General features: G+C 45.4%; 24 protein-coding genes, 1 tRNA gene, 2 rRNA genes and 1 other RNA gene. 14 read left to right on the top strand and 14 right to left on the bottom strand.

Annotated features, from left to right (window positions below; all coding sequences use genetic code 11):
- Positions 1-159 precede the first annotated feature (159 nt).
- The gene (nadB, locus tag MU515_RS13120; protein ID WP_260260882.1) at positions 160-1,773 is read left to right on the top strand and encodes an L-aspartate oxidase; all 1,614 of its coding nucleotides are present in this window, start codon (positions 160-162) and stop codon (positions 1,771-1,773) included.
- Between the two features lie 102 nt (positions 1,774-1,875).
- On the opposite strand, the gene MU515_RS13125 is transcribed toward nadB, so the two are convergent.
- Positions 1,876-2,136, bottom strand: coding sequence for an FAD assembly factor SdhE (locus tag MU515_RS13125; protein WP_260260883.1), 261 nt, complete (start codon positions 2,134-2,136; stop codon positions 1,876-1,878).
- 228 nt (positions 2,137-2,364) lie between these two features.
- Here MU515_RS13125 and ygfZ point away from each other — a divergent pair, with 228 nt between their 5' ends.
- The 3 genes from ygfZ to MU515_RS13140 all read left to right on the top strand — a co-directional run bounded on the left by ygfZ (position 2,365) and on the right by MU515_RS13140 (position 4,608).
- Positions 2,365-3,330, top strand: coding sequence for a tRNA-modifying protein YgfZ (gene ygfZ / locus MU515_RS13130; RefSeq protein WP_260260884.1), 966 nt, complete (start codon positions 2,365-2,367; stop codon positions 3,328-3,330).
- Positions 3,323-3,796 (top strand): aminoacyl-tRNA deacylase, encoded by a 474-nt coding sequence (locus MU515_RS13135; RefSeq protein WP_260260910.1) that lies wholly within the window; start codon positions 3,323-3,325, stop codon positions 3,794-3,796. The genes ygfZ and MU515_RS13135 overlap by 8 nt, the downstream gene beginning before the upstream one ends.
- 605 nt (positions 3,797-4,401) lie before the next feature.
- Positions 4,402-4,608: a DUF1107 domain-containing protein gene (locus tag MU515_RS13140; RefSeq protein WP_260260885.1), complete on the top strand. Its 207-nt coding sequence runs from the start codon at positions 4,402-4,404 to the stop codon at positions 4,606-4,608.
- A gap of 99 nt (positions 4,609-4,707) precedes the next feature.
- Here MU515_RS13140 and MU515_RS13145 read toward each other — a convergent pair whose 3' ends face one another.
- From MU515_RS13145 to MU515_RS13155, 3 genes are read right to left on the bottom strand one after another with little or no spacing between them, the layout of a single operon-like run.
- A complete protein-coding gene (locus tag MU515_RS13145) occupies positions 4,708-5,937 on the bottom strand; it encodes an FAD-dependent 2-octaprenylphenol hydroxylase (protein ID WP_260260886.1) in 1,230 nt (409 codons plus the stop codon).
- Positions 5,938-5,953: 16 nt separating this feature from the next.
- Positions 5,954-7,132, bottom strand: a complete 1,179-nt coding sequence (gene ubiH / locus MU515_RS13150) for a 2-octaprenyl-6-methoxyphenyl hydroxylase (protein ID WP_260260887.1) — start codon at positions 7,130-7,132, stop codon at positions 5,954-5,956.
- Between the two features lie 26 nt (positions 7,133-7,158).
- Positions 7,159-7,737 (bottom strand): YecA/YgfB family protein, encoded by a 579-nt coding sequence (locus MU515_RS13155; protein WP_260260888.1) that lies wholly within the window; start codon positions 7,735-7,737, stop codon positions 7,159-7,161.
- Positions 7,738-7,974: 237 nt separating this feature from the next.
- On the opposite strand from MU515_RS13155, the gene MU515_RS13160 reads away from it, so the two are divergent.
- The 5 genes from MU515_RS13160 (at position 7,975) to serA (ending at position 11,403) form a co-directional block, all read left to right on the top strand.
- The gene (locus MU515_RS13160; RefSeq protein WP_260260889.1) at positions 7,975-8,304 is read left to right on the top strand and encodes a cell division protein ZapA; all 330 of its coding nucleotides are present in this window, start codon (positions 7,975-7,977) and stop codon (positions 8,302-8,304) included.
- A 58-nt stretch (positions 8,305-8,362) separates the two neighbouring features.
- Positions 8,363-8,546, top strand: a non-coding RNA gene (ssrS, locus tag MU515_RS13165) — 6S RNA.
- A 32-nt stretch (positions 8,547-8,578) separates the two neighbouring features.
- A complete protein-coding gene (locus tag MU515_RS13170; protein ID WP_260260890.1) occupies positions 8,579-9,169 on the top strand; it encodes a 5-formyltetrahydrofolate cyclo-ligase in 591 nt (196 codons plus the stop codon).
- A gap of 60 nt (positions 9,170-9,229) precedes the next feature.
- Positions 9,230-9,886: a ribose-5-phosphate isomerase RpiA gene (gene rpiA / locus MU515_RS13175; RefSeq protein WP_260260891.1), complete on the top strand. Its 657-nt coding sequence runs from the start codon at positions 9,230-9,232 to the stop codon at positions 9,884-9,886.
- A 287-nt stretch (positions 9,887-10,173) separates the two neighbouring features.
- On the top strand, positions 10,174-11,403 hold the full coding sequence (gene serA / locus MU515_RS13180) for a phosphoglycerate dehydrogenase (protein WP_260260892.1): 1,230 nt from the start codon (positions 10,174-10,176) through the stop codon (positions 11,401-11,403).
- Between the two features lie 77 nt (positions 11,404-11,480).
- Here serA and ilvN read toward each other — a convergent pair whose 3' ends face one another.
- From ilvN to MU515_RS13215, 7 genes are all read right to left on the bottom strand, one after another.
- Positions 11,481-11,975, bottom strand: a complete 495-nt coding sequence (ilvN, locus tag MU515_RS13185) for an acetolactate synthase small subunit (protein ID WP_260260893.1) — start codon at positions 11,973-11,975, stop codon at positions 11,481-11,483.
- Positions 11,975-13,699, bottom strand: coding sequence for an acetolactate synthase 3 large subunit (locus MU515_RS13190; RefSeq protein ID WP_260260894.1), 1,725 nt, complete (start codon positions 13,697-13,699; stop codon positions 11,975-11,977). Before MU515_RS13190 ends, ilvN begins: the two co-directional genes overlap by 1 nt.
- Before the next feature lie 421 nt (positions 13,700-14,120).
- Entirely contained in the window at positions 14,121-15,932 is a 1,812-nt protein-coding gene (locus MU515_RS13195; RefSeq protein ID WP_260260895.1) for an AMP-dependent synthetase/ligase, read from the bottom strand.
- 206 nt (positions 15,933-16,138) lie between these two features.
- A complete protein-coding gene (leuO, locus tag MU515_RS13200; RefSeq protein ID WP_260260896.1) occupies positions 16,139-17,107 on the bottom strand; it encodes a transcriptional regulator LeuO in 969 nt (322 codons plus the stop codon).
- Positions 17,108-17,466: 359 nt separating this feature from the next.
- Positions 17,467-18,513 (bottom strand): MJ1255/VC2487 family glycosyltransferase, encoded by a 1,047-nt coding sequence (locus MU515_RS13205; protein WP_260260897.1) that lies wholly within the window; start codon positions 18,511-18,513, stop codon positions 17,467-17,469.
- Positions 18,513-19,043 (bottom strand): phosphatase PAP2 family protein, encoded by a 531-nt coding sequence (locus tag MU515_RS13210; protein WP_260260898.1) that lies wholly within the window; start codon positions 19,041-19,043, stop codon positions 18,513-18,515. Before MU515_RS13210 ends, MU515_RS13205 begins: the two co-directional genes overlap by 1 nt.
- A 97-nt stretch (positions 19,044-19,140) precedes the next feature.
- On the bottom strand, positions 19,141-19,665 hold the full coding sequence (locus MU515_RS13215) for a phosphatase PAP2 family protein (protein WP_260260899.1): 525 nt from the start codon (positions 19,663-19,665) through the stop codon (positions 19,141-19,143).
- Between the two features lie 465 nt (positions 19,666-20,130).
- On the opposite strand from MU515_RS13215, the gene leuA reads away from it, so the two are divergent.
- From leuA to MU515_RS13240, 5 genes are all read left to right on the top strand, one after another.
- Positions 20,131-21,678, top strand: coding sequence for a 2-isopropylmalate synthase (gene leuA / locus MU515_RS13220; RefSeq protein ID WP_260260900.1), 1,548 nt, complete (start codon positions 20,131-20,133; stop codon positions 21,676-21,678).
- A gap of 78 nt (positions 21,679-21,756) precedes the next feature.
- Positions 21,757-22,848 carry a 3-isopropylmalate dehydrogenase gene (gene leuB, locus MU515_RS13225; RefSeq protein ID WP_260260901.1) on the top strand — a complete coding sequence of 364 codons (1,092 nt, stop codon included), beginning with the start codon at positions 21,757-21,759 and terminating at the stop codon, positions 22,846-22,848.
- A gap of 197 nt (positions 22,849-23,045) precedes the next feature.
- Positions 23,046-24,446, top strand: a complete 1,401-nt coding sequence (gene leuC, locus MU515_RS13230) for a 3-isopropylmalate dehydratase large subunit (RefSeq protein ID WP_260260902.1) — start codon at positions 23,046-23,048, stop codon at positions 24,444-24,446.
- Positions 24,447-24,457: 11 nt separating this feature from the next.
- Complete coding sequence (gene leuD, locus MU515_RS13235) at positions 24,458-25,060, top strand: 3-isopropylmalate dehydratase small subunit (RefSeq protein WP_260260903.1); 603 nt, start codon at positions 24,458-24,460, stop codon at positions 25,058-25,060.
- Positions 25,061-25,194: 134 nt separating this feature from the next.
- Positions 25,195-25,977: a DUF547 domain-containing protein gene (locus MU515_RS13240; protein ID WP_260260904.1), complete on the top strand. Its 783-nt coding sequence runs from the start codon at positions 25,195-25,197 to the stop codon at positions 25,975-25,977.
- A gap of 210 nt (positions 25,978-26,187) precedes the next feature.
- On the opposite strand, the gene rrf (MU515_RS13245) is transcribed toward MU515_RS13240, so the two are convergent.
- From rrf (MU515_RS13245) to rrf (MU515_RS13255), 3 genes are all read right to left on the bottom strand, one after another.
- Positions 26,188-26,303 (bottom strand): 5S ribosomal RNA (rrf, locus tag MU515_RS13245).
- A 58-nt stretch (positions 26,304-26,361) separates the two neighbouring features.
- Positions 26,362-26,437, bottom strand: a tRNA-Thr gene (locus tag MU515_RS13250).
- Between the two features lie 95 nt (positions 26,438-26,532).
- Positions 26,533-26,648 (bottom strand): 5S ribosomal RNA (gene rrf, locus MU515_RS13255).
- Positions 26,649-26,651: the final 3 nt, after the last annotated feature.

A 26,651-nucleotide genomic window follows, 5' to 3' on the forward strand; every position in this document is an offset into this window, starting at 1 on the left:
TGATGACCAACACCCTTATAAAAATGAATTGTGAGGATGAAGGCGAGCAAAAGCAATGGCATTTCGCAACAATTGCATGCCACGCAGTGGTATTATTGCCATTAATTGAATTGGACAGAGTGCTCCCACTCTAAAATAACTCAGGAATTTAAAAGTTTTATGAACGCAAACCGTGAACATCAATGTGATGTGTTAGTGGTAGGTAGTGGCGCTGCCGGTCTATCGTTAGCGTTGCGTGTTGCAGAACACGGCAAGGTCATTGTGTTAAGTAAAGGACCACGCAGTGAAGGGGCGACATATTACGCGCAAGGTGGTATTGCAGCGGTATTCGATGAGTCAGACAGCATCGACTCGCATGTTGAAGATACACTGATTGCCGGTGGCGGCATCTGTGAAGAAGATACCGTAAAATTCATTGCCGAGAATGCGAAAGATTGTGTGCAATGGCTAATTGATGGTGGTGTGCCTTTCGACCGAGAAGAGAATGACAGCGATGATAAACCTCGCTATCACCTGACTCGTGAAGGTGGCCATAGTCATCGCCGTATTTTGCACGCCGCAGATGCCACTGGTATGGCGATGCAAAACTCTCTGCAAGATAACGTCCACAACCACCCGAACATTACTGTACTCGAGCGACACAACGCCCTTGACCTAATCACCGAAGATAAAGTTGGCGGTGACTGCAAGAAAATCGTTGGCGCTTACATATGGAACCGTAATGACGAACACGTCGAAACCGTTCGCAGTAAGTTTGTAGTGCTAGCAACCGGTGGCGCTTCCAAGGTATACCAATACACCTCTAACCCTGACGTTTCATCAGGTGATGGTATTGCGATGGCTTGGCGTGCTGGCTGTCGTGTAGCAAACCTAGAGTTTAACCAATTCCACCCTACTTGCCTGTACCACCCAGAAGCTCGTAACTTCCTGCTTACTGAAGCACTTCGTGGTGAAGGCGCTTACCTGCGTCGACCTGATGGTTCACGCTTTATGCCTGATTTTGATGAGCGAGCTGAACTTGCCCCGCGTGATGTCGTAGCGCGCGCTATCGACTTTGAAATGAAACGCTTAGGTGCAGACTGCATGTACGTGGACATTAGCCACAAACCGGCAGACTTTATTGAAAAGCACTTCCCAACCATCCATGACCGCCTAATGAAGTTGGGCATTGATATGACCAAAGAACCCATTCCTGTGGTTCCCGCTGCGCACTATACTTGCGGTGGCGTAATGGTCGATCAACGCGGCCAAACTGACCTTTCCCAGTTGTACGCGATTGGTGAGGTGAGCTACACAGGCCTTCATGGTGCTAACCGCATGGCTTCTAACTCACTGCTTGAGTGTGTGGTTTACGCTTGGGCTGCAGCCAACGATATCATTGCCAATCTTGGTAATGCCCAATTGCCACCAAGCCTACCAGCATGGGATGAAAGCCAAGTCTCTTGTTCAGATGAAGAAGTGGTTATCCAGCATAACTGGCATGAACTGCGTCTATTTATGTGGGACTACATGGGCATCGTTCGTACTGACAAACGTTTGGAACGCGCGCTGCGCCGAATCCAGTTGCTGCAACAAGAGACGCACGAGTATTACAGTAACTTTAAGGTGTCTAACAACCTACTTGAACTGCGTAACCTATTGCAGGTGGCAGAACTGATGGTGCGTTGTGCGATGGAGCGTAAAGAAAGTCGTGGCCTGCACTACACGTTAGATTACCCAGAGAAGCAAGAAGATAGCGGCCCAACTATCTTGGTACCTGAAAAGCTTCAATAAGCGCTTACATTAGGGAACTGAAAAAACAAAAGGAGCGATGATATCGCTCCTTTTCTATTTTTAAGCCCATCTAAACTAGGCCAGTAAATTCAATTAAATGGCTTAACGCACTTTACTCAAGTTATGTGCTACCACTTTATCAACCATTGAGGCATGTGCGAGGTTTTCGCTGCGGCCATGTCCCATGATCCAAGTAAATAGGTCTGGGTCATCGCACTCTAATAATGAAACAAAATCACGCTGCTCGGTTTCTGAAAGCTCATCAAAACACTCTTCAAAGAATGGCATGATTACAACGTCCAGTTCTAACATACCGCGGCGACATGCCCACTTAATCCGCGCTTTCTCTTCCGGGGAATACATTTTTCTTCCTCACCTTAATCGGTTATTTGCCCCGAGTGTAACAAGCAAGCCGACTGACAACTACTAAGTGAGTCACACTAACGCCACCGTACAGAGTCGCAAACCTTTGCCCTTGAGTTATCGCGACTTACAACCCACATTATAACGGTAAAAGCTTTAAGCTCTGCTTGCAGTTCGCTGCGAGTAAGCCTTAACATATTCAAATTCGATAATTATTAGGTATCTCTCATGGATTGGCTCAACGACTTTTCTCCGCTTTCTTTAACCGCTAGAGACCCATTACCAGAATTGACGCTTACTCATTTAAGCGATTGGGGTGTTATCACTGCTGTTGGCGCTGATGCCAAATCTTACTTACAAGGTCAAGTTACCTGTGACGTTGTGCAGTTAGCGAAAGAGAGCCTAACATTTGGCGCGCACTGTGATGCAAAAGGCAAAGTATGGAATGTGTTCCGCCTATTCCATCACCTTGATGGCTATGCTCTTGTTCAACCGAAATCAGCGATGGAGAAAGAACTGGTTGAGCTAAAGAAATACGCGATCTTCTCAAAGATCGAGCTAGTAGAGAGTGAACAGGTTCTATTAGGTCTTATTGGTGAAAAAGCAGAAGCAACGATCGACCAAATGACCTCTGATCGCGGCGATGTTCGTCCATTAAATAATGGTACGGCCGTGAAAATCGATCACCTGCGTTGGTTGATTGTGATGGAAGCGGGTTCGGCGGAACTGCTCAGCCGAACACTCCCAGCCGAGAAAGTGCATCAAGACATTTGGCGCAAGCTTGAGATCGAAGCTGGCGTACCTATGCTTGAAGCCAGTCAACAAATTGAGCACATTCCACAAGCATTAAACGTTCAGGCGCTGGATGGCATTAGCTTTAAAAAAGGCTGCTACACCGGACAAGAAACGGTGGCGCGAGCGAAATACCGCGGTACAAATAAGCGTGCCCTATTTATTGTCAAAGGCCACGCGGACAAGCCTCTATCTGATGATGAAACCATTGAGCGTTCAGTGGGCGATAACTGGCGAACTGCAGGTAAACTACTTGCGAGTTACCAATATTCTGATGGCGAAACCATTGCCACCGTAGTACTGCCAAACAACTTAGACAGTGATACTCAGCTTCGCTTAGCATCGCAGCCAAACTCAATCTGGACAATGGAACCACTTCCATACTCACTTGATGATGAATAATCCCTTCACCTCGAAAATTACGGAGTTCCTTGAACTACAAGGAATTCCGTACCGATTGTTGATGCACAAAACAGAAGCCACCAGCATTGAAGATGCGGCTCAGCAGCGTGGCATTCGCCCAGCTCAAATGGTTAAGACAATGGTGCTTCGCGATATGGGTGGCTTATACGCGCTAGCTTGTGTGCCTGGCGATCAAGCGGTTGATCCTAAAAAAGTACGCGCATTGTTGGATTGCCGCAGAATGACCTGTGTAGATTTGAGCCAAGTTGAGTCAATTACTGGCTATAAAGCAGGTACGGTTGCGCCTTTGCTGCTCAAACGTCATATGCCGATCTTTTTTGATCAGCAGCTATTAGCTGAGGATGAAATCACCATTAGTAGTGGCAGTCGTATGGCTGGAGTCGCACTTTCATGCCAAGATCTTATTCAACTTTGCCAACCACAAATCACCAACATTTGCCGCTAATCATTAAATAGTGACGACAAAGCGATACAAACACCCACCAAAAACGAGATCTCGATCGCAGATGCCACTCCATTATCGATAAATTTTTATTCATTTAATAAGCATATATAGTCACGGGTGTTTTTTTGAATTACTCTGAAATCACTCATGTGACATCTGTTGAGCTTCTAGTAGAACTTTAAGAGAGCTTAAGTCTGCTAGTGAGTCCCTCCTCACATGAGTAAAAAGTGAGTCCACTGTATAGTTCAGGATTTCCACTTTTTGTGTAATGCATCTGTGACTATTCGCCCGCAAATCCACGCGGGCTTTTTTTTACATTAATTTAACTTTTAGTTGGCAAAACACACTCTTCTATGACTATTCTTAAATCTGTCACATTCTGGTGATTAAATACACGCCACTGGAACTTTATGAAGTTCCAACAGTCAGAACAATAGTGAGGTAAAAATCACACAAAAATGGATATTTATCCGCTGTTTTGCTCACAACAGCACAAATATCCACTTACAACGATTACAACTGGGTATTCCCCCATCAACGTCACACATTTTTAAGTGGGAAATCCGTATAATTATTGGTGCTTGCTAAACAAAAAGGATAATTCTATGAGACTGTTTAAGCGCTATACACCTAGTATGATTGCTAAACATGTTAGTCGGCTATTTAAAGGAAGAATCTATATCTACGGTGTAGGTAAATTTGAATTCGATAACGGTAAATTGATTTTGCCGGCCAGAGCTGAAAAGCGACACTTCCGAGCGGTGAAGGAAGTAAATCAAGAAATAATGCGATTGCGCTGCGCATACGCATAACAGAATTAAAAAAGGGTTGGCTACGAAATGTGCCAACCCTTTGTCATTTTAGAGTCACTCTACGTGGTCTAGCTCTAATCAACCTAACTGAACGTTAAGCTATTTGTTTTCAATATGCGCTGGGTACTTAGCTAGGTTTGGTAGATGTCCTTTCAGCCCTAATGCTCGCTTCATGATCTCATCTTTAGCGCCCGGCAACTGACCCGCAATGGTCATTCCAATGCCACGAATCAATTTCTTAGCCGGATTATCACCCTCGAACAAATCGCGGAAACCTTGCATCGCAGCAATCATCTTCGCCGCCTCAGCTTTACGCCAACGTTCATAGCCACGCAAGTTGCGCTTAGTGCCAATGTCTTGGCCTTTGTGCCATAAACCAATGATCTCTTGGGCAAGACTTGCGGCATCGAGTAAACCTAAGTTCACCCCTTGGCCTGCAAGTGGATGAATGGTATGAGCTGCATCACCAACAAGAGCTACACGCTCTACCGCGAAATCACGTGCATAACGCATTTTTAGCGGAAAGGCATAACGCTCACCAATTACTTCACACAAACCAAGACGCGCATCAAACTCAGCAGTAAGCGCTTTATTAAACTCATCTTTATCCATGTTCACCAAACGTTCTGCTCGGTTAGGTTCTGTAGACCAAACAATTGAACTCATTTGGCTTCCACCCATTGGCAAAAATGCTAACGGGCCTTGTGGAGTAAAGATTTGTCGTGCGACCTGCTGATGGGGCTCTTGCGTCCAAACATTAGCAACCACAGCACTGTGACCATAATCCCAGTGGGTTAATGGAATATCTTGCTGACGACGAACCCATGAGTTCGCGCCATCTGCGCCAACCACCAATTTAGCCGTTAATGATTGACCATTATCGAGCGTCAGCCACGCCTCGCTTTCGCCAATCGCCATAGATTGACATTGAGCAGGCATAAATAACGTTACATTGGACTGCTTCTCAACTTGCTCAAGTAACGCCAACTGAATCACTCGGTTTTCGACGATATGCCCAAGATCAGGCTGAGCCATCTGCATCGCATCAAATTCGATACGTGCAAAACTATCTTGCTCCCAGACTTCCATCGCGGAATAGGCTGCAGCGCGGCGATCGACTATCCCTTGCCATGCGCCTAAGTTTCTTAGCATTGTTTCGCTTGAACGACTCAGTGCCGATACGCGTACGTCTGGTAAATCATTTAATTTACTTTCTGGAGTACGGCTTTCAATTACCGCGACTCGTAAATCACTATCACGAAATGCAGCCGCAAGCGCGAGGCCAACCATGCCTCCACCAACAATTGCAATATCAACGCTTTGCATCATATCTGCACCCTTTGCACTACCGTGCAATTAAACCTAATGTTCTTTGTAAAAGCGGTGTTTTTAGAACCGGTAAATTTTCCATTGCGGCCAAACCTAAGTTACGTCCAATTCGCAATGTTAAATAATCATTTGAAAACAGATGAACCAACGACGAAGTCAGTGCGATGGTCGCTTCTCTATCTTGAGTGCGGCGCTGCTTAAACTCGCGAAGTACGGTATAACTACCCGCATCTTGCGGTGATTTGACGATCTCTTCCGCCAAAGTAGCAACATCGCGAATGCCTAAATTAAACCCCTGACCCGCAATGGGGTGCAGTGTTTGAGCCGCATTACCAACAATAGCAAAACGGTGAGAGCTGTTTTGCTCTCGATAACGAAGCAGCAGCGGATAACTTGCCCGCTCGCCCACTTTAATCATTTTGCCTAAGCGCCAGCCAAATGCTTGCTGTAATTGCTCAAGAAACTCTGACTCATCCAGTTGCAACACTTGCTCGGCATTGTTAGGGCGTAGACACCACACTAATGAGATGCGATCTTCACTCATTGGCAGCAGAGCTACAGGCCCTTGCGACGTGAAGCGCTCAAACGCTCGGCCTTGATGGGCTTGCTCAGTGGTGATATTGGCAATCACAGCCACTTGGTCAAAGTCATGCTCAGTTAAGCTCAAGCCTAATTGCTGACAACATGAGGAAATCGCTCCATCTGCTGCCACCAACAACTTACACTTCAGCTGCTCGCCATCATCAAGTGTCACCACGCTATGCTCAACATCCCGCTCAATCGACGTTACAGAGTTTGGGCACAGCAGTTCAACATTGCTCTCATTTGCCAAGCGCTGATGATAAATACGCCCAACATCTGCAAGTTCGACGACATAACCTAACGCCTCAACACCAACCTCTTGGGTCGAGATTTCAGTAATGCCGGCATGAGTTCTGTCTGATACATGAATGTGCTTAATAGCAGTCGCAACAGGTGCAATATCTTGCCAAAGCTCAAGCTGCTTAAGGATATTGACCGTACCGTATGAAAGCGCGATAGAGCGAGAATCAAAACCCGGATGAGCAGAGTGATCGACTTGATATGGCTCCACTACAGCAACAGATAACGAGCCTTGGCTTAAGTTTTGAATCGCTAGAGCAAGAGTCATTCCGGCCATTGCGCCACCAGCAATCACAACATCAAACTGTTTCATGCATCTACCTTAACTGAATCGCTTACTTAGTGAAGCGTAGGGGCTTTGGTCTCTTGAACTGGCTTTTGGCCAAGCTCAGCGTGAATGGTTAATACGCACACTTTGACGTGCTCTACCACCTGCTCAAGTAAGATGGCTTGCTCTTGCATGTCATCATCTTCATCGATGCCAAGCTTTGAGATCTCTTCTAAATCAGCCAAGGCTTCTTTCGCCTCTTTGGAGGCTTTCTTTAGATTCGCACCAACTAAACCTAAGCCAGAAATAAAATGATTTACCCAGTCAGCCACGCCATCAGCGATATCAAAAAGAGAGGCGCTCGCTTCTTCATCAGGGAGTAGCATCGACATTTCCATGCTTGAGCCAGTGAGCTCTTTAGTTGCCACTTCTAACGTTTGCTGCGCTAGCTTTAGCGATTTGTCAGGCCAACCCATACCTTCATTGGTGTAGTCAAAAATCAGCGGTTGCCAGCTTTTGTCATCGAGGCTTAAACCACCGCTTAGCATACCGGCAAGCAAACCGTGTAATTCTGCTGGGTTTACTGCAAGGCCAGCGCTTTGAAGCTCGCTAGCAAACATCAAGTAATCTGGTAGGGTTTTGTCACTCATGGAAAGACCTAAATAATTTTTATCTAAAGGTTAATCGTACCACTTCAATCACAATGCGAAAATGTAGAAGTCATCAATAATGAATAGCTTTTACACAAATTGCCCAATTACTGTGTGATCACCCTTTGTTTTGCTTTTGTCGCACGGGAAACACTTGAATCTTAACAAGGCTTTTTCTATAGTTTCCCCCTCGGTGATGGTCTGCAGTATCACCTTAATACTAAGTGTAGAGTGGATATGAGTAGCCAAGCGGTAGAAGTCGAAATTTTAGGTAAGTTAACACGTGTTAACTGTCCTGCGGGTCAGGAAGAAGCATTGCTTCAAGCCGCTAAGCGATTGGATGATCGCTTGAAAGACATGACAGACAAGACCAAAGTGACCAATGAAGTGCAACTGCTTACCATTGCGGCACTCAACTTCTGTTATGAAATTGAAACGCGTAACGACACTACTGAGCAACACGAGCAACAGCAGGCCGAACTGTCAGAGCGAATGGAAAAGCTCTCTGCATCTTTAGATGATGCATTAAGTAAAGTACAGCCAGGAAAGGCGTCTTCTTTATCTTAAAGACTTTGTCTAACAGAAAGGTTAAGCTAGTCTTAATGTCTGTACATAGACAGCCAAATTTACCCTGGAGTGTGCGTCAGTGGGATTACGTCCCTGAGCCGATAAGCAATACCCAAGGATTAGTACTTGATAGCTATTGAGCAAGCTCGGCATGCACCGAGAAGCCTACGGTTAACATTGCTGATCCGCCTTGAACCAGCTGGTTCAAGGGTCAAAATCTCCAACGGCACTCTGGGGTATCCTCCTTTTTACCCCTTCATCTAGTGGGGTAACAATGACAACATCTCGTCAAGAATTTCGAAAGACTATCCGTCAACGTCGCAATAGCCTCTCCAAACAAGAGCAATCACAAGCGGCGCAACAGTTAATTCAGCAATTTTCTACTCTCGATGAGCTAAACAACGCTCAACACATTGCCCTCTATTTAACCGCAGACGGTGAAGTTGATACCCATCCGCTAATTAAATGGCTTTGGCAACAAGGCAAAGATCTATACTTGCCAGTGATTCATCCCTTTTCAAAGGGGCATCTGCTGTTTTTGCATTACCAAGCCGATACACCGATGGTGCTCAACCAATACAAGATTGCTGAACCTAAGCTCAATCAAACCTTAATCAAGCCTGTTAATCAGTTGGATTTAATCTGTACACCGTTAGTTGGATTTGACTCTAATGGCCATCGATTGGGCATGGGTGGCGGCTACTACGATCGCACTCTTGCGCCTTGGTTTGCTTCAGGAAATGGCCCTAAACCGATAGGCCTCGCCCACGATTGCCAGCATGTCGATGCACTACCAATTGAACAATGGGACGTGCCACTACCCAAAATAGTGACACCGAGCCGAATCTGGCAATGGGAATCCTAACTTTTAACCGCTATAATCCCGCGCGCAATCGATAACCCACTTCCAGTTTAGGAGACGAGCATGACTCAAGATGAAATGAAAAAAGAAGCCGGTTGGGCAGCACTAAAATACGTTGAGAAAGACAGCATTGTTGGCGTTGGTACTGGCTCTACTGTGAATCACTTCATCGATGCACTAGGTACAATCAAAGATGATATTAAAGGTGCGGTTTCAAGCTCAGAAGCTTCAACAGCCAAACTAAAAGAGTTAGGTATCGAAGTATTTGACTGTAACGAAGTGGCAAAGCTTGATGTTTACGTTGATGGTGCAGATGAAATCAACCCAGCTCGCGATATGATCAAAGGCGGCGGCGCTGCTCTTACTCGTGAAAAGATCGTTGCAGCAATCGCTGACAAATTTATCTGTATTGTCGATAACACCAAAGCAGTAGACGTGCTAGGTCAGTTCCCACTGCCAGTAGAAGTTATCCCAATGGCACGTTCTTACGTTGCACGTGAGTTAGTAAAACTAGGTGGCGATCCTGCATACCGTGAAGGTGTGATTACAGATAACGGCAACGTGATCCTAGATGTACACAACATGCAGATTACTGAGCCAAAAGAGATGGAAAAAGCAATCAACGCTATCGCAGGTGTAGTAACGGTTGGTCTATTCGCAGCTCGCGGTGCTGATGTGGTTATCACAGGTACGCCAGAAGGCGCGAAAATCGAAGAATAATCTCTTTCGAGCACAACAGATCGCTTACCATTCGTGTAGGCCAATTCTGTCATTTCTTTACAAGCGGCGCTGATTAGCGCCGCTTTCTTCATCTAATAATATAAAAATTATTGTTTATTCCGTAATTTTCTTACCCAAGCTGTATTTTTTTTGTTAACTTAATGAGCAGAAGACGCACAAGGAAAACGTTTGCGCTCCTATAAAGCGGTTAGGAAAACCTCTTTTTAGCCCCTTTAATGCAATGTGCGCCAGTTTAGCCCCCTTTCCCCATTCAAAGGACGAAGAAAATGGCCAAAGTTTCACTGGAAAAAGACAAAATTAAGATTTTACTGCTCGAAGGGCTTCACCCATCATCTGTAGAAGTCTTGCAAGCAGCGGGTTACACCAACATCGAATACCACAAAGGCTCGTTACCGGAAGAAGAGCTTTTAGAAGCGGTAAAAGATGCGCATTTCATTGGTATCCGTTCACGTACTAACCTATCCAAGCAAGTTATCGATGCGGCTGAAAAGCTCGTAGCGATTGGTTGTTTCTGTATTGGTACTAACCAAGTCGATCTTAATGCTGCGGCTGTGCGCGGTATTCCAGTGTTTAACGCACCATTTTCCAACACGCGCAGTGTGGCTGAGCTAGTGCTTGGTCAAATTCTACTGTTGCTACGTGGTATCCCTGAGAAGAACGCTCTTGCTCACCGTGGCATTTGGAAGAAGAGCGCTGATAACTCTTACGAAGCACGTGGTAAGCGCCTAGGCATCATCGGTTATGGTCACATTGGTACTCAGCTAAGTATCATTGCAGAAAACCTTGGCATGCGCGTTTACTTCTACGATATTGAAAACAAGCTGTCTCTTGGTAACGCGACTCAAGTTCATACCATGAGCGAGCTTCTCAACAAGTGTGACGTTATCTCGCTACATGTTCCTGAAACTCCGGGAACTAAGAACATGATGGGTGCAGAAGAGTTTGCCCGCATGAAGCCAGGCGCGATTTTCATTAACGCAGCTCGCGGTACAGTGGTAGATATCGAAGCGCTATGTCACTCACTAGAAGCTGGTCACCTATCTGGCGCAGCGATTGACGTATTCCCAACCGAACCCAAAACCAATGCAGACCCATTCGAGTCTCCGCTAATGAAATACGATAATGTAATTCTAACGCCTCACGTTGGTGGCTCTACGCAAGAAGCGCAAGAGAACATTGGTGTTGAAGTGGCAGGTAAGCTAGCGAAATACTCAGACAATGGTTCTACGCTATCAAGTGTGAACTTCCCAGAGGTTTCACTACCAGAGCACGGCGATTGCTCTCGTCTACTGCACATTCACCAAAACCGTCCGGGCATACTTACGCAGATCAACACCATCTTCGCTGAAGAAGGTATTAACATTGCAGGTCAGTACCTACAGACATCAGCAGACCTTGGCTACGTGGTGATTGACGTTGAGACCGAGCGCTCGGAAGAAGCATTAGCGAAACTGAAGAGCATCGAAGGCACAGTGCGTGCACGTATCCTTCACTAAGTTTCTCTAAAACTCTCAAACAAAAAAACCACCGAACATTCGGTGGTTTTTTTCATCTCTACTCAGTCGTTATTGAGTTAAGCCTTAAGCGCTCGCTCTCCTCGCGCAATACCAACTACGCCACTACGTGCCACTTCAATTACATCAGTGACTTCTGAAAGAGCTTGAATAAACGCATCTAACTTTTCACTGGTACCTGCAAGCTGCACTGTGTATTGCGAAGCCGTCACATCGACTATTTGACCACGGAAGATGTCGGCGGTGCGTTTTACTTCAGCGCGAGCAAAGCCGCTGGCTTTGACTTTGACCATCAACAGTTCACGCTCAATATGCTCTAGCTCCGACACCTCTTGTACTTTAAGTACATCAATCAATTTGTTGAGCTGTTTTTGAATCTGCTCAAGCTCAATATTGTCAGAAATCGTCGTGATATTAAGACGAGATAAGGTTTCGTCATCGGTCGGTGATACAGTCAACGACTCAATGTTATAGCCACGCTGAGAGAACAAACCAACCACACGAGATAAAGCACCCGGTTGGTTTTCCATTAGTAGCGAAATTATATGTCTCATTAGGTAAGCTCCGTTTTACTCAGCCACATCTTATCCATGCCTTCCCCTTTAATTTGCATTGGGTAAACATGCTCAGTTTCATCCACGTTGATATCAACAAACACCAAACGATCTTTTAGCTCTAATGCTTGTTTAAGGCCAGATTCAAGTTGATCAGGCGTTTCAATGCGAATCCCTACGTGACCGTAAGCCTCTGCTATTGCGGCAAAATCAGGAACAGAACTCATATACGAATTGGAGTGGCGACCTTGGTAGATAATATCTTGCCACTGTTTCACCATACCCAAGAAACGGTTATTTAAGTTAATGATCTTCACTGGGATATCATATTGCATCGCGGTAGACAGCTCTTGAATATTCATTTGAATACTGCCATCACCGGTTACCACCACCACTTCTTCTTCTGGCTTAGCAAACTTAACTCCCATACCCGCAGGCAAACCAAAGCCCATCGTGCCTAGGCCACCAGAGTTGATCCAACGGCGCGGCTTATTAAATGGGTAGTAAAGCGCTGCGAACATTTGATGCTGACCTACGTCTGAAGCAACATAAGCATCACCATTGGTCAGCTTGTGCAGAGTTTCAATCACTTGCTGTGGCTTAATACGCTCCGGAGAGGTTTCATAACTCAGACAATTTTTATCACGCCACGTTTGGATTTCATCCCACCACAGGTTAATCGAAGCTTCATCATTAGTACCGCCTTGCTCTACCAGCAAATCAACCATGCTGTGCAGAACCTTGTCCGCCGAACCAACGATAGGCAAATCCGCTTTCACGTTCTTAGAGATCGACGAAGGATCGATATCAATGTGCATGATCTTGGCATCCGGACAGTACTTCTCAAGGTTGTTGGTGGTTCGATCATCAAAACGAACCCCAATACCAAAGATCAAATCCGCGTTGTGCATGGCCATGTTGGCTTCATAAGTGCCATGCATGCCCAACATACCAAGTGAGTTTTTGTGCGTACCAGGAAACGCCCCTAACCCCATCAAGGTACTGACGACAGGAAGGTTAAGCGTATCGGCCAGTTTGAGTAGTGGTGCATCTGCTTCAGAGATAACTGCACCGCCCCCGACATACAGCACTGGCTTTTTCGCTTCTAGTAACGCTTTAAGGCCTTTCTTGATTTGGCCTTTATGACCTGTGGTTGTAGGGCGATATGAGCGCATCGAAAGGGAAGCAGGATATTCATACGGCAGCTTAATTTGTGGATTAAGCACGTCCTTCGGTAAATCGATTACCACCGGACCTGGTCGGCCAGTAGTTGCAATGTAAAATGCCTTCTTGACTGTCTCTGGGATATCTTCCGCTTTCTTTACCAAGAAGCTGTGCTTGACCACAGGACGAGAGACACCAACGATGTCACACTCTTGGAACGCATCATTACCAATCAGGTTATTGGGTACGTTGCCAGAGATAACGATCATTGGAATAGAATCCATGTACGCGGTGGCAATACCTGTAATGGTATTGGTCGCACCGGGACCAGAACACACCAGCACCACACCCGGTTTACCCGTCGCGCGGGCATAGCCATCGGCCATGTGAGTTGCGGCTTGTTCATGACGAACTAATACGTGTTTAATTTGGTCGGTTTTTGCATGAAGGGCATCGTAAATATCCAAAACGGAACCGCCTGGATAACCGAAGATTTGTTCAACGCTTTCTTCGATGAGAGATTGAACCACCATCTCTGCACCGGACAACATTGCTGCCATATTTTGCTCCTTTGCCACACTAACCAGTAAGGTCAACTAATTAGAGTGGTTTTACATAGTCTAGGTCTTATTTGTAGCCTAATTGAAATACTTCCACTTTTTCGCTATGCCTTGCTTTTGTCATAACAAAAAGCAAGCTACCGCAACAAATGTAACGTTTTCTTTTCAATGAATCCATTGCGACTTTTATCCCATTACAGACACAATGCTAGGTTTCAGACCAATCACAGACCTACCGAGCAGTACTAATCCTTATATCAGTTTTATCATTGGTAAATAGCAATAAAAAAAGAGAATAATTTTTCATCAACTTTCCTTTCTATTGTCAGACAAGCAGAAAGATTGAGATAAAAAAATCCCCCAGCTCAGGGTCTACACCAAGCTGGGGGATATTTCATCAATTCGAAAAATTGTTCAGTGATTACTGCTTTTGAGCAGGCTTATCTTTGTACATTTCTTCGATCTCGTCTTGATACTTGTCGTTAATCACTTTACGACGCAGTTTTTGCGTCGGCGTTAACTCGCCATCATCCATCGAGAAAGCTTTCGGCAGTAGCTTGAACTTCTTCACTTGTTCAAACTTCGCTAGCTCTTTTTGTAGGTCGTTAACACGCTTTTCAAACATCTCCATCACTTGATGATGCTTTAGTAGCTCCAAACGGTCGTGATAAGCAATGTTCAGCTCTTTAGCGTATTCTTCCAAGCTATCAAAACATGGCACGATCAGCGCCGATACAAACTTACGTGTATCTGCGATTACCGCGATTTGTTCAATAAAGTGGTCTTTACCAATCGCACCTTCAATCATCTGCGGTGCAATGTACTTGCCGCCAGACGTTTTCATCAGCTCTTTGATACGATCAGTAATGAACAGGTTACCATCCTCATTGATATGGCCAGCATCACCTGTCTTCAAGAAACCGTGCTCATCGAACGTTTTCTCGGTCTCTTCCGGCATTTTGTAATAACCGCGCATCACCATAGGGCCACGAACAAGAATCTCGTTGTTCTCGCCGATTTTCACTTGTGCGCCTGGCATAGACATACCGATTGAGTCAGGGTCAAAGCACTTATCATCCCAGCATGAAATCGTCGCGGTGGTTTCCGTCATGCCGTAACCCAGCTTGACGTTAATGCCGATCGCATGGAAGAAACGACCAATGGTTTCATCCAATTTAGCACCACCACATGGCATGAAGTTAATTCGACCACCCAATAGCGCTCGTAACTTAGATAGCACTAATTTATTTGCTAGCTTGTGGGCTTTCTTCAGCATGAATGATGGCTTGCGCCCTTCTTGATGACATACCGCCATCTTCGCGCCCATGTTAACAGCCCAAGTGAATAGCACTTTACGGATGAACGGAGCTTTGGATACTTTCTCGTGAATCGCAGAGAAGATCTTCTCGTAAAAACGAGGCACTGCGCACATCACGGTAGGACGCACTTCACTCAGCGCATCACGCACTTGCATAGTGTCTTGTAGGTAGCAGTTCGTTGCGCCTTTGTAGAGTACGTAGAAAGTCCACGCACGCTCGAACACGTGTGACAAAGGTAGGAAACAAAGCGATACATCTTGCTCAGATAAGCTCAAGCGCTGATCGTGGCCTTGCAGCTGAGCGGCAATGTTGGCGTAATCAAGCATCACACCTTTTGGTTGACCGGTTGTGCCTGATGTATAGATAAGAGTAAACAGATCTTCAAAATTCGCATCATTGATGCGTTGCTCTAGATCGGCATGTTCTGCTTGCTCTCCTTTGGCTATGAAATCTTGCCAAGAAATAGCAAACTCATGATCTTTAAGATCAATGTCATTCGACATAGCCACCAGCAACTCTAGCTGATCGCATTGTTCAAAGATCGATACGGCCGCATCAAATTGTGCTTGCTCACCCACAAACAACACCTTCACATCTGCGTTTTGCAGAATGTAAGCCGATTGCGCTGCCGTATTGGTTGGGTAAATAGGCACAGTCACACCGCGCACCTGCATTGCTGCGATATCAGCAATGGTCCACTGCGGCATATTGTTGGAGAAGATCCCTATCTTGTCTTGTACTCTTAATCCTTGAGCCAATAACGCAAGTGAAATGGCGTCCACTTGCTCACCAAATTGCTTCCAGCTAATGCTTTGCCAAACACTTTCAACTTTGTGTTTTAACGCAGTGCGGCTGCCGCCTTTAGCAATCTGTTCACGAATTTTTTTTACGATATGAAAATCTAAATTGGCCATCTTCTCTACCTTTGGCTTACACATGTAAGCTAATTTGGCCGACAGTGTACCGCCCAAGCTAAAAAAGGCAACTGACGCGCATCAAACTTATAAGAAAAAAGCCTCGGTGGTATCTACCCTCCGAGGCCTTTAAACTCTAGCTTCGTCGCCTATTTCATCGGCGGCTTATTTGCTTTATTGATAAATTAATAAACTTATTCAATAACTTACTTAGACAGATTGGCAACAACCACTTCGCCACAAATCGCCATTAGCTGATCTCGTAACCAAATGTGTCCTTTATCTTTCTCGCTTGATTCATGCCAGCTTAGGTAACCCGAAATCATCATGTTCTCAAATGGCGCTGCGATGATTTGCAATTGGTCTTTATTCGCCGCGTTTTCTACCATCCAACGAGGTGCGATTGTCACAAGTTCTGATTGGCCTACAACGTATAAAACGTTACTTAAACTAGTGCCTTCATAGTAAGCCGTTACATCCAACTCGCGGTAAGCTTGCTCAGAGAAACTGCGCTGCCCATGAACTTTTGAAAGCTTAGCGTGGCGCTCTGATTTAAGCGCATCAGCAGTGATTGAACCTTGAATACGTGGGTGCGATTTCGCAGCCACAATCACTAACTCATCTTGGAAGATTTCAGTGCTTGAGAAGCCTTGCTCATCAAACCGAGCGTAATCAATCACAAAGTCAATTTCTTGGTAGCGCATACGCTCAGCAAGGTGGCGGTCAAACTCAGCATCTAGGTGTAATTGCACGTTGGGAGCTTGCTGGTGAATGGTTGCCATAACCTGCGGCGCAAATCGCATATCGCAAGGGCTACACATCGCCAGTTTAAATAGTCGCGTTGATGTCTCAGGTGAGAATACCGAGCTTGGTAACTCATTACGGATAAGTTGAAGCGCTTGGCGTACAGGCCCAAACAGTTGACGTGCACGTTGAGTTGGCTGAATACCACGACCTTGGCGCATAAACAGCTCGTCATTAAACATCACTTTTAAACGGGCAACTGCGTTACTTACCGCAGGTTGAGACATACCCAAATTATGTGCTGCACGAGTAATGTTTTGTTCTTGCATTACAGCATCAAAAACAGTGAGAAGGTTTAAATCAACACCACGAAGGGTGCTTTCCATACGGTAGCTAGCAATGGCGCCAATCGGTTCTCTAATATCTGTCATCAGTCACTTCTCTTGTTCATTTTGTAATGGTTTCGACGCCATAGAAAAGAGTTGCCTCTCAGCTAGAGTCGATAGCGGTTATCTATTTACCGCTTGGATGAATTGTTGCGAGAAAAGACTATTAACCAAGCGAAGTCGCTTTAACAACAAGATTGATAACGAATCACTTATTTTTATATTAAAAGAAAATTAAACATTAAAATTCAATGGATTGAGAAAATATAAAAAAACATAAATTGGAAGACAAACGCAGAGAAAAGTTCAATTCATCAAACAAATACAAACCCAACACCTTAAGAATCAGCTATTGACGGGAGCAATCGGTCGCACCAACAATCGATACAAGCCTTCAATGATGTTCAGACATTAATGGCATAACTTGGGAAATCAACTTTCCCCCAAAGCTGCTGTGTTAGCAGAGTAGTATTATCCCAATCGCCAGCTATTACCCATTCAACAATCGCATCAGCCACATCAGGATAAGCGACACTTTCTCCCGGAGATTCATCAAGCCAAGCACGCACTATCGCAGCATCTAATGCTTCCATACTTGACGCCAAACCTAAGGATTCTAATGTTGCTACATTAGACATCTGCTCAAACTGCCCAGTAAGCGGTTTTAAAAGTAACTTCTTACCTAAGGTTAATGCTTCAGAAGGCAGCTCAAAGCCACCATTCGCAATAATCCCAGCGCAGCGGTTCAAGTGATAATGAAAATGCTCAAAGCTTTGCGGCATGAATTGAATATTATCCACCAGCTTAGCTTCGATAATATTAGGGTGATAGCAGATAAAAGATTGGCTAGTGAAGCGGAGTAAAAGCTCCGTAATGTCATCTAAGCTTTCAAACGGAAGGTAAACGAGAACAAAAGATTCACTGTCCACTTGCTCTTTACGAGTATGAACAATCGGCGGCAGTATCGGTTGGTTAAAGTGGTACCAATGCAGGCCAATATGATGATTACTGGGAGCAAAGTAACGTATGACTAATTTATCTAACCAACTAGCCCCTTTTAGCGGCACTGGGTAACGGAAGGCATTTTGATGACTGATGCTCACCACAGGCTTACCCTGCTGTTTCGCCGCCCATGCAGAAACCGGCTCAAAATCGTTCAGCACCAGATCGTACTGGCTTAAATCGAGTTGTTTTACTTCTTGATAAAAACCCAGCAAATTGTTGTTAGTGCTCGTTTTAAGGTAATCCACTCGCCCTTTTTCAGTAACAAAGGTTAAGCCTCGGCGAGTTTGGAAATCACCAAATTGTTCCATTGAAAAGTATTTGTCTTTCTCTCGGCCAGAGAATAGAAAATCAACCTCAACTCCGCGATTTTTCAATGCCTCACACATCGCACGCGCGCGAGCTATATGGCCATTTCCTGTTCCTTGAACACCATACAAAATCTTCATTAAATCACCCCTAGCCATTGCAAAGAGGCAGTCGCACAAGACAAACCAAGCAACGCGCCTAACACCACATCAGTTAAAAAGTGCACCCCTAATAAAATTCGTGACAGCGCAATCATCCCTGCCCATAAGAAACTAAAAAGAGCAAAAGAGGGATAAAACTGAGCAATAAGTGCTGCCATTAAAAATGCGGCCGCAGTATGGCCTGACGGTAAACTATAGCGATCAGAAGGAGTAATAAAAGAAGGGATCAGCGAGCTCAGTTCTTGCGGGCGGCGGCGCTTAAAGAGATTTTTGGTTAACCAATAAATCGGCAGTTCTAGAGTGAACGCCAATAAGCCCGCAGCCAAAAACAATTTACCCAATTCCCCATCTAGCCACCAAGACATCAGCCCTAGCACCAAATACAAATGGCCATCCCCCGTCTTAGATACTAAGCGGCTGACTTTTGATACCGGTAAACAAAATTTATGTTGCAAGCAAAACAGCGAAAAGGCCAAGTCTAACTTGGCAATCGGTTCCATCGAACGCATAACTCTCTCCTATAGGCCGCGACGATGGCTTCAAAGTAAGTGTGTAGCGTGACAGTAAAGTGACGATTTTTTGTTGTGTTGGTTACACGGTTTCCAACTAAGACAACAGCAGTAAAGCAAATTTAGCGCAGCTAATTCCCAGCGCAGCACCGAGAACCACATCAGTAAAGAAATGCACACCAAGTAATATACGAGAACAACTAATTAGCCCGGCCCATACCAAAGCAGCTAGATTGAATGCAGGGTAATAGACTCCGATAACAGTTGCCATCAAGAAAGCAGCCGCAGTATGGCCAGAAGGTAAACTGTATTGATCAGCAGGTTGAATGATCGAAGTGAGATGATCTGAGCGTTCAAATGGGCGGCGACGCTTAAAACCATTTTTTAAGATCCAATACATAGGTAACTCTAAGGCGAACGCCAGCAGAGCTGCTTTGATAAATTCAATGCCTAAAGCACTGTTCACCCACCACGCTACAAGCCCAACCAATAAATAGAGAGGTCCATCACCAGTATGAGAAATGACACGACTTAACTTGCCTACCGGTTGCTGAAAACGGTGAGTCAAACAAAATGACGAGAAAGCGAGATCGAATCTAATGATCGGGTCTATCGCACGCATATTTTATCCCACAACGAATTGAAATAATCAGCGGTATGATAGTGACTAAAACATGAACGTCAGATTAATAAGTTATTGCCACAACAATGCCTATTCATCAAACCAATTTTTGTACCTGTAAATATTCGAATAACAACGCTTGCGCTGTAAATTTCATCCAAATGAATAAAAAATCGACTTTAGGGTTGACGTGCAGGGTTGAGTACGGTACTAATCTATTAACTTAATTTTGTGGATTCATTAACGCTCTTAGGAAGTAGTTAACAATGACAACTCATTTTTCTATCCTGCTAAGCCTCCTCCTGATCGTGACAACATCGCGCGGGTAGGCTGTGGAAGAGAAATAACGACACAGAATTACAGAAACCCGCACCGAGATGCGGGTTTTTTTGTGACCAAATAATGGAAGAAAACGATTAAACGCGTATTTACTAGACGTTTAATTGAAATGAAAAGGAAGCACTTATGAATGATCAGGTCATTATCTTCGACACCACCTTGCGTGATGGCGAACAAGCATTGTCAGCCAGTTTGACAGTTAAAGAAAAACTGCAGATCGCTTACGCCCTAGAACGCCTTGGTGTTGATGTTATCGAAGCTGGCTTTCCTGTTTCTTCCCCTGGTGACTTTGAGTCCGTACAAACCATCGCGCGTAATATCAAAAATAGCCGTGTGTGTGCCCTGTCTCGTGCTGTTGCTAAAGATATTGATGCCGCTGGCGAAGCGCTAAAAGTGGCTGAAGCATTTCGTATTCACACCTTTATTTCTACCTCTACTGTTCATGTTCAAGACAAGCTGCGCCGCAGTTATGAAGATGTCGTCGAGATGGGCGTAAAAGCAGTAAAGCATGCTCGTAAATACACTGATGATGTCGAGTTTTCTTGTGAAGATGCTGGCCGAACTCCTATCGACAACCTATGCCGAATGGTCGAAGCCGCAATTAATGCAGGCGCAACCACGGTCAACATCCCAGACACGGTAGGCTATACCGTTCCAAATGAATTCGGCGGCATTGTACAAACTCTTTTCAACCGTGTTCCTAATATCGACAAAGCGATCATCTCTGTTCACTGTCATGACGACTTAGGCATGTCTGTGGCTAACTCTATAGCAGCTGTTCAAGCGGGGGCACGACAAATTGAAGGCACTATCAATGGCATTGGTGAGCGCGCGGGCAACTGTTCGCTAGAAGAGATCGCAATGATCATCAAAACCCGCCAAGAACTACTAGGTGTTCATACTGGTATTAAGCACGATGAAATTCACCGCACCAGTAAGTTGGTTAGTCAGCTGTGTAACATGCCAATTCAAAGCAACAAAGCAATTGTAGGTACTAATGCATTTAGCCACTCATCAGGCATCCACCAAGACGGCATGTTGAAAAACAAAAATACCTACGAGATTATGACACCTGAATCTATTGGTCTTAAAAACCAAGCACTCAACCTAACAAGTCGTAGCGGTCGAGCGGCGGTTAAGAGCCACATGGACTCCATGGGTTACAACGAAGATGAATACAACTTGGATGCGTTGTATGAAGACTTCTTGAAACTTGCTGACCGAAAGGGACAAGTATTTGACTATGACTTGGAAGCTCTAATGCACTTCTCGAACTTGCGCGAAGAAGACGATTTTTACAAGTTGAACTACTTGAGCGTGCAATCGGGCAGTGTCATGGCAACGACGAGCATCAAACTGCAATGTGGCGATGAAGAAACCAGTGAAGCGGCAGTCGGCAACGGCCCAGTTGATGCTCTATATCAATGTATCTACCGCGTGACAGGTTATGACATCGTGCTCGATAAATTTGACCTTACTGCCAAAGGCGAAGGTGAAGATGGCTTAGGTCAAGCGGATATCATCGCTAACTATAAAGGCCGCAAGTATCACGGTACTGGCGTATCAACCGACATTGTTGAAGCCTCAGGCCAAGCTCTATTGCACGTGATAAACAGTATTCATCGTGCAGATACCATCGCACAAATAAAGCAAAAGAAAATCACCGCTGTATAGGATTACACCTTAGCGCTTACGTTCGAGCGCTAGGTAAAAATTAAAGCAACACAACGCTAAAATATTTAAAGGATTAACATGACAGACAAAAACTACAAGATTGCCGTATTAGCTGGTGATGGTATTGGCCCAGAAGTAATGGCGCAAGCAAACAAGGTTCTGGATGCAATTGAAACAAAGCATGGCATCAGCTTTGAGCGTGACGCACATGACGTTGGTGGTATTGCGATTGATAACCATGGTTGCCCATTACCAGAGAGCACGGTAAAAGCATGTGAAGAATCTGATGCGGTTCTATTTGGCTCAGTTGGCGGCCCGAAATGGGAGCACCTTCCACCGAATGACCAACCTGAGCGCGGCGCACTACTGCCACTACGTAAACACTTCCAACTGTTCTGTAATCTACGCCCTGCGCAAATCCACAAAGGTCTTGAAGCTTTCTCTCCCCTGCGCGCTGATATCTCAGGCAATGGCTTTGATATTGTCGTGGTTCGTGAGCTAACTGGCGGTATCTACTTTGGTCAACCAAAAGGCCGTGAAGGGGAAGGCGCAAATGAAAAAGCCTTCGATACTGAGGTTTACCACCGTTTTGAAATTGAACGTATCGCTAAGATTGCATTTGAGTCGGCACGTCTACGTCGTAAGAAAGTTTGCTCTATTGATAAAGCGAACGTACTTCAAAGCTCTATCCTGTGGCGTGAAGTGGTTGAACAAATCGCGAAAGATTACCCAGATGTTGAGCTATCACATATGTACATCGATAACGCGACTATGCAGCTCATCAAAGATCCTGCCCAGTTTGACGTGATGCTTTGCTCAAACATCTTCGGAGACATCATTTCTGATGAGTGTGCCATGATCACTGGCTCTATGGGTATGCTTCCTTCCGCTTCGCTTAATGAGAACAAGTTTGGCCTATACGAACCAGCAGGCGGCAGTGCACCAGACATCGCAGGTAAAAACATTGCAAACCCTGTGGCACAAATTCTATCCGCGGCATTAATGCTGCGTTACAGCCTAGGTGAAGAAGACGCTGCGCAAGATATTGAATCAGCAGTATCTAAAGCGCTGTCAGCTGGTGAGTTAACGGGTGATCTTTCTGGTGACAAACCAGCGCTATCAACTTCTGAGATGGGCGATAAGATCGCTGAGTACATCTTGAACTCATAATTACTGAATACACAAACACAACAGATTAAAGTCGTCATTAATAATACCAACCCAATGGCAGAGGTACTTCCTCTAAGTCATTGGTGCTGCAACAAGGCAGCGATATCAATCAGACTTGGGAGTTTAGTCCGCTAAATAACCAAGCTGATTAAGAGTAGCTAACACAGTTGCGGTGACAAGGACGACGAGGAAGAGCAATGGGCAAAACATTATACGAGAAAGTCTACGACGCACACGTTGCGGTAGCCGCTGAGGGTGAAAACCCAATTTTATACATCGACCGCCATTTGGTTCATGAAGTAACCTCACCGCAGGCGTTCGATGGCCTACGTGAAAAAGGTCGTAAGGTTCGTCAGGTAAGCAAAACATTTGCAACGATGGACCACAACGTTTCCACACAAACCAAAGACATCAACGCTTCAGGTGAGATGGCTCGTATCCAGATGGAAACGCTATCTAAAAACTGTGAAGAGTTTGGTGTAACGCTTTACGACATCAACCACAAGTACCAAGGTATCGTGCACGTAATGGGCCCTGAGCTAGGCATTACTCTACCGGGCATGACGATTGTTTGTGGTGATTCGCACACAGCCACCCATGGCGCATTCGGCTCGCTAGCCTTTGGTATCGGTACTTCTGAGGTTGAGCACGTTCTGGCAACTCAAACGCTGAAACAAGCACGTGCTAAAACAATGAAGATCGAAGTAAAAGGTAAGGTTGCCCATGGCATCACCGCGAAAGATATCGTGCTAGCAATCATCGGCGAAACCACAGCTGCGGGCGGTACTGGCTACGTTGTGGAATTCTGTGGTGAAGCGATTACTGATCTTACGATGGAAGGTCGTATGACGGTATGTAACATGGCAATTGAACTAGGCGCGAAAGCGGGCCTAATCGCACCAGATAAAACCACATTCGAATACATCAAAGGCCGCAAGTTCGCACCGCAAGGTGAAGATTTGGACGCGGCAATTGAGTACTGGTCATCGCTAAAAACCGATGACGATGCTAAGTTTGATGCAGTTGTGACGCTAAACGCAGCCGACATTAAACCACAGGTGACTTGGGGTACTAACCCAGGTCAGGTTATTGCCGTAGACCAACCGATTCCAGCACCCGAAAGCTTTGCGGATCCTGTAGAAAAGGCTTCCGCTGAAAAAGCACTCGCTTACATGGGCCTAGAAGCGGGCAAAGCTCTGTCTGACTACAAGGTAGATAAGGTATTCGTTGGCTCTTGTACTAACTCGCGTATCGAAGACATGCGAGCAGCAGCAGAAGTAGCAAAAGGCCGCAAAGTTGCCGATAACGTGCAAGCGCTTATCGTACCCGGCTCTGAGCAAGTGAAAGCGCAAGCCGAAGCTGAAGGTTTGGATACCATATTTAAAGATGCGGGCTTTGAATGGCGACTACCAGGCTGCTCTATGTGTCTAGCAATGAACAATGACCGTTTGGGTCCACACGAACGCTGCGCATCTACTTCAAACCGTAACTTTGAAGGCCGACAAGGACGTGACGGACGAACCCACTTGGTAAGCCCGGCGATGGCGGCAGCCGCTGCAATTGCCGGTCACTTTGTTGATATTCGTGAGCTAGATTAAGGAGAACTACCATGTCAGGTTTCAAACAACATACAGGCTTAGTCGTTCCTCTTGATGCAGCCAACGTCGATACCGATGCAATCATCCCTAAGCAGTTTCTACAGAAAGTTTCTCGCCTAGGTTTTGGTAAGCACTTGTTCCATGATTGGCGCTTCCTAGATGACGCGGGCGAGCAGCCAAACCCAGAGTTCGTGATGAACGCTCCACGTTATAAAGGCGCTTCTATTCTGCTAGCGCGTGAAAACTTTGGCTGCGGGTCATCTCGTGAACACGCTCCATGGGCATTAGCCGATTACGGCATCAAAGCGATGATCGCCCCAAGCTTTGCCGATATCTTCTACGGTAACTCAATCAACAATCAGATGGTTCCCGTTCGCTTAACTGAGCAGGAAGTGGATGAGATCTTCCAGTTTGTAGAAGCAAACGAAGGGGCTGAGGTAGAAGTCGATTTGGAAGCAAATCTAGTGCGTGCAAACGGCAAAGAATACGCTTTTGAAATCGATGAGTTTCGTCGTCACTGTTTGCTTAATGGCTTAGATAACATCGGCCTAACACTTCAACACGAAGACAAAATCGCTGACTACGAAAGTAAGATCCCGAGCTTTCTTGCTTAAAATTTATTTGAACAACAAAAGGTTGGCCACGAGCCAACCTTTTTTATGCCAAGCTTATAACCACACCATTTCATTGAAAGAAAAGCTCACCACACTCGGTCTAATGGATTACTGCTAATAACGTGAGTATTAAGATGAGAAAACTAATCGGCGTCGGCCTAATCGCTATATCATTCAACGTACTTTCAGCTCCCAAATCGGAGTTATGGAGCTATTGGCAACAAAGCAATGAAGCGAGTACGGTCAAAGTTTCTCACCAACAATGGCAAGCCATTCTAGACACTTATCTGGTGGTCGAAGGCCAGCATCATCTATTTCGGTATAGTGCGGTTACAGCCCAAGATGATGCTCGATTAAACAACTACCTATCGAATCTCGCCCAGCAAAATCCTCATCAGTTATCGAAAGCCGAGCAATACGCCTACTGGGTTAACATGTACAACGCAATTACTGTTGACCTAATTTTGCAAGAATACCCCATCAAATCGATAACCAAATTAGGCGGCCTATTCAGCTTTGGTCCTTGGGATGAAGAGGTGATCACGGTTAATGGCAAAGAGCTCACCCTTAACGACATAGAGCACAAGATTTTACGTCCGATCTGGAATGACCCTCGCACCCATTATGCAGTCAACTGCGCCAGTTTAGGCTGTCCAAACTTACAACTGAAAGCCTTTAGCGCACAAAACAGTGAAGCACTATTGGAGCAAGCCGCGATAGATTTTATTAATAGTGACAAAGGCGTCTTAGTGAAAGGTAATAAGCTGAACGTTTCTTCAATCTATGAATGGTTTAGTGTTGATTTTGATGTCGATGGTGGCGTGAAGAGCCACATAGAGAAGTATCGTACCAATCTTCCAGCAATCTCAGGTTCGTTTAGCTACGACTATGATTGGTCGCTGAACGAGAAAAAATAAAACTTTATTGGATGGATACGAAAAAGCCCCGACCTGATAGCCGGGACTCTATATAGGTACCTAGCGATGACCTACTCTCACATGGGCGGTGCGATGGTTCGACCCTTCGACGGCTCGCAAACACACTCTATCGTTCTCACAATATTCACAGTGAAATAAATGACCACATACGAAAAAGCCTCGACCAAATAGTCGAGGCTTTATATAAGTACCTAGCGATGTCCTACTCTCACATGGGGAAGCCCCACACTACCATCGGCGCTATTGCGTTTCACTTCTGAGTTCGGCATGGAATCAGGTGGGTCCACAATGCTATGGTCGCTAAGAAAATTCTTTACGTTTTGCTTTAAACTTTCAAACAGAAAACTCAAAACAAACAGTAAATGGTGCTGATACCCAGACTCGAACTGGGGACCTCATCCTTACCAAGGATGCGCTCTACCACCTGAGCTATATCAGCATCAGTGTCCGTTAGGACTAAAAAAGCCCGTTTTTGCAAACGGGCTCTTTCATACCTTTTTGTCTTCACTTTTAAAAAGTGAAAATAAATTGGAAGCCTGGCGATGTCCTACTCTCACATGGGGAAACCCCACACTACCATCGGCGCTATTGCGTTTCACTTCTGAGTTCGGCATGGAATCAGGTGGGTCCACAACGCTATGGTCGCCAAGCAA

It is taken from the genome of Vibrio intestinalis, assembly GCF_025195085.2.
Classification (GTDB): Bacteria; Pseudomonadota; Gammaproteobacteria; order Enterobacterales; family Vibrionaceae; genus Vibrio; species Vibrio intestinalis.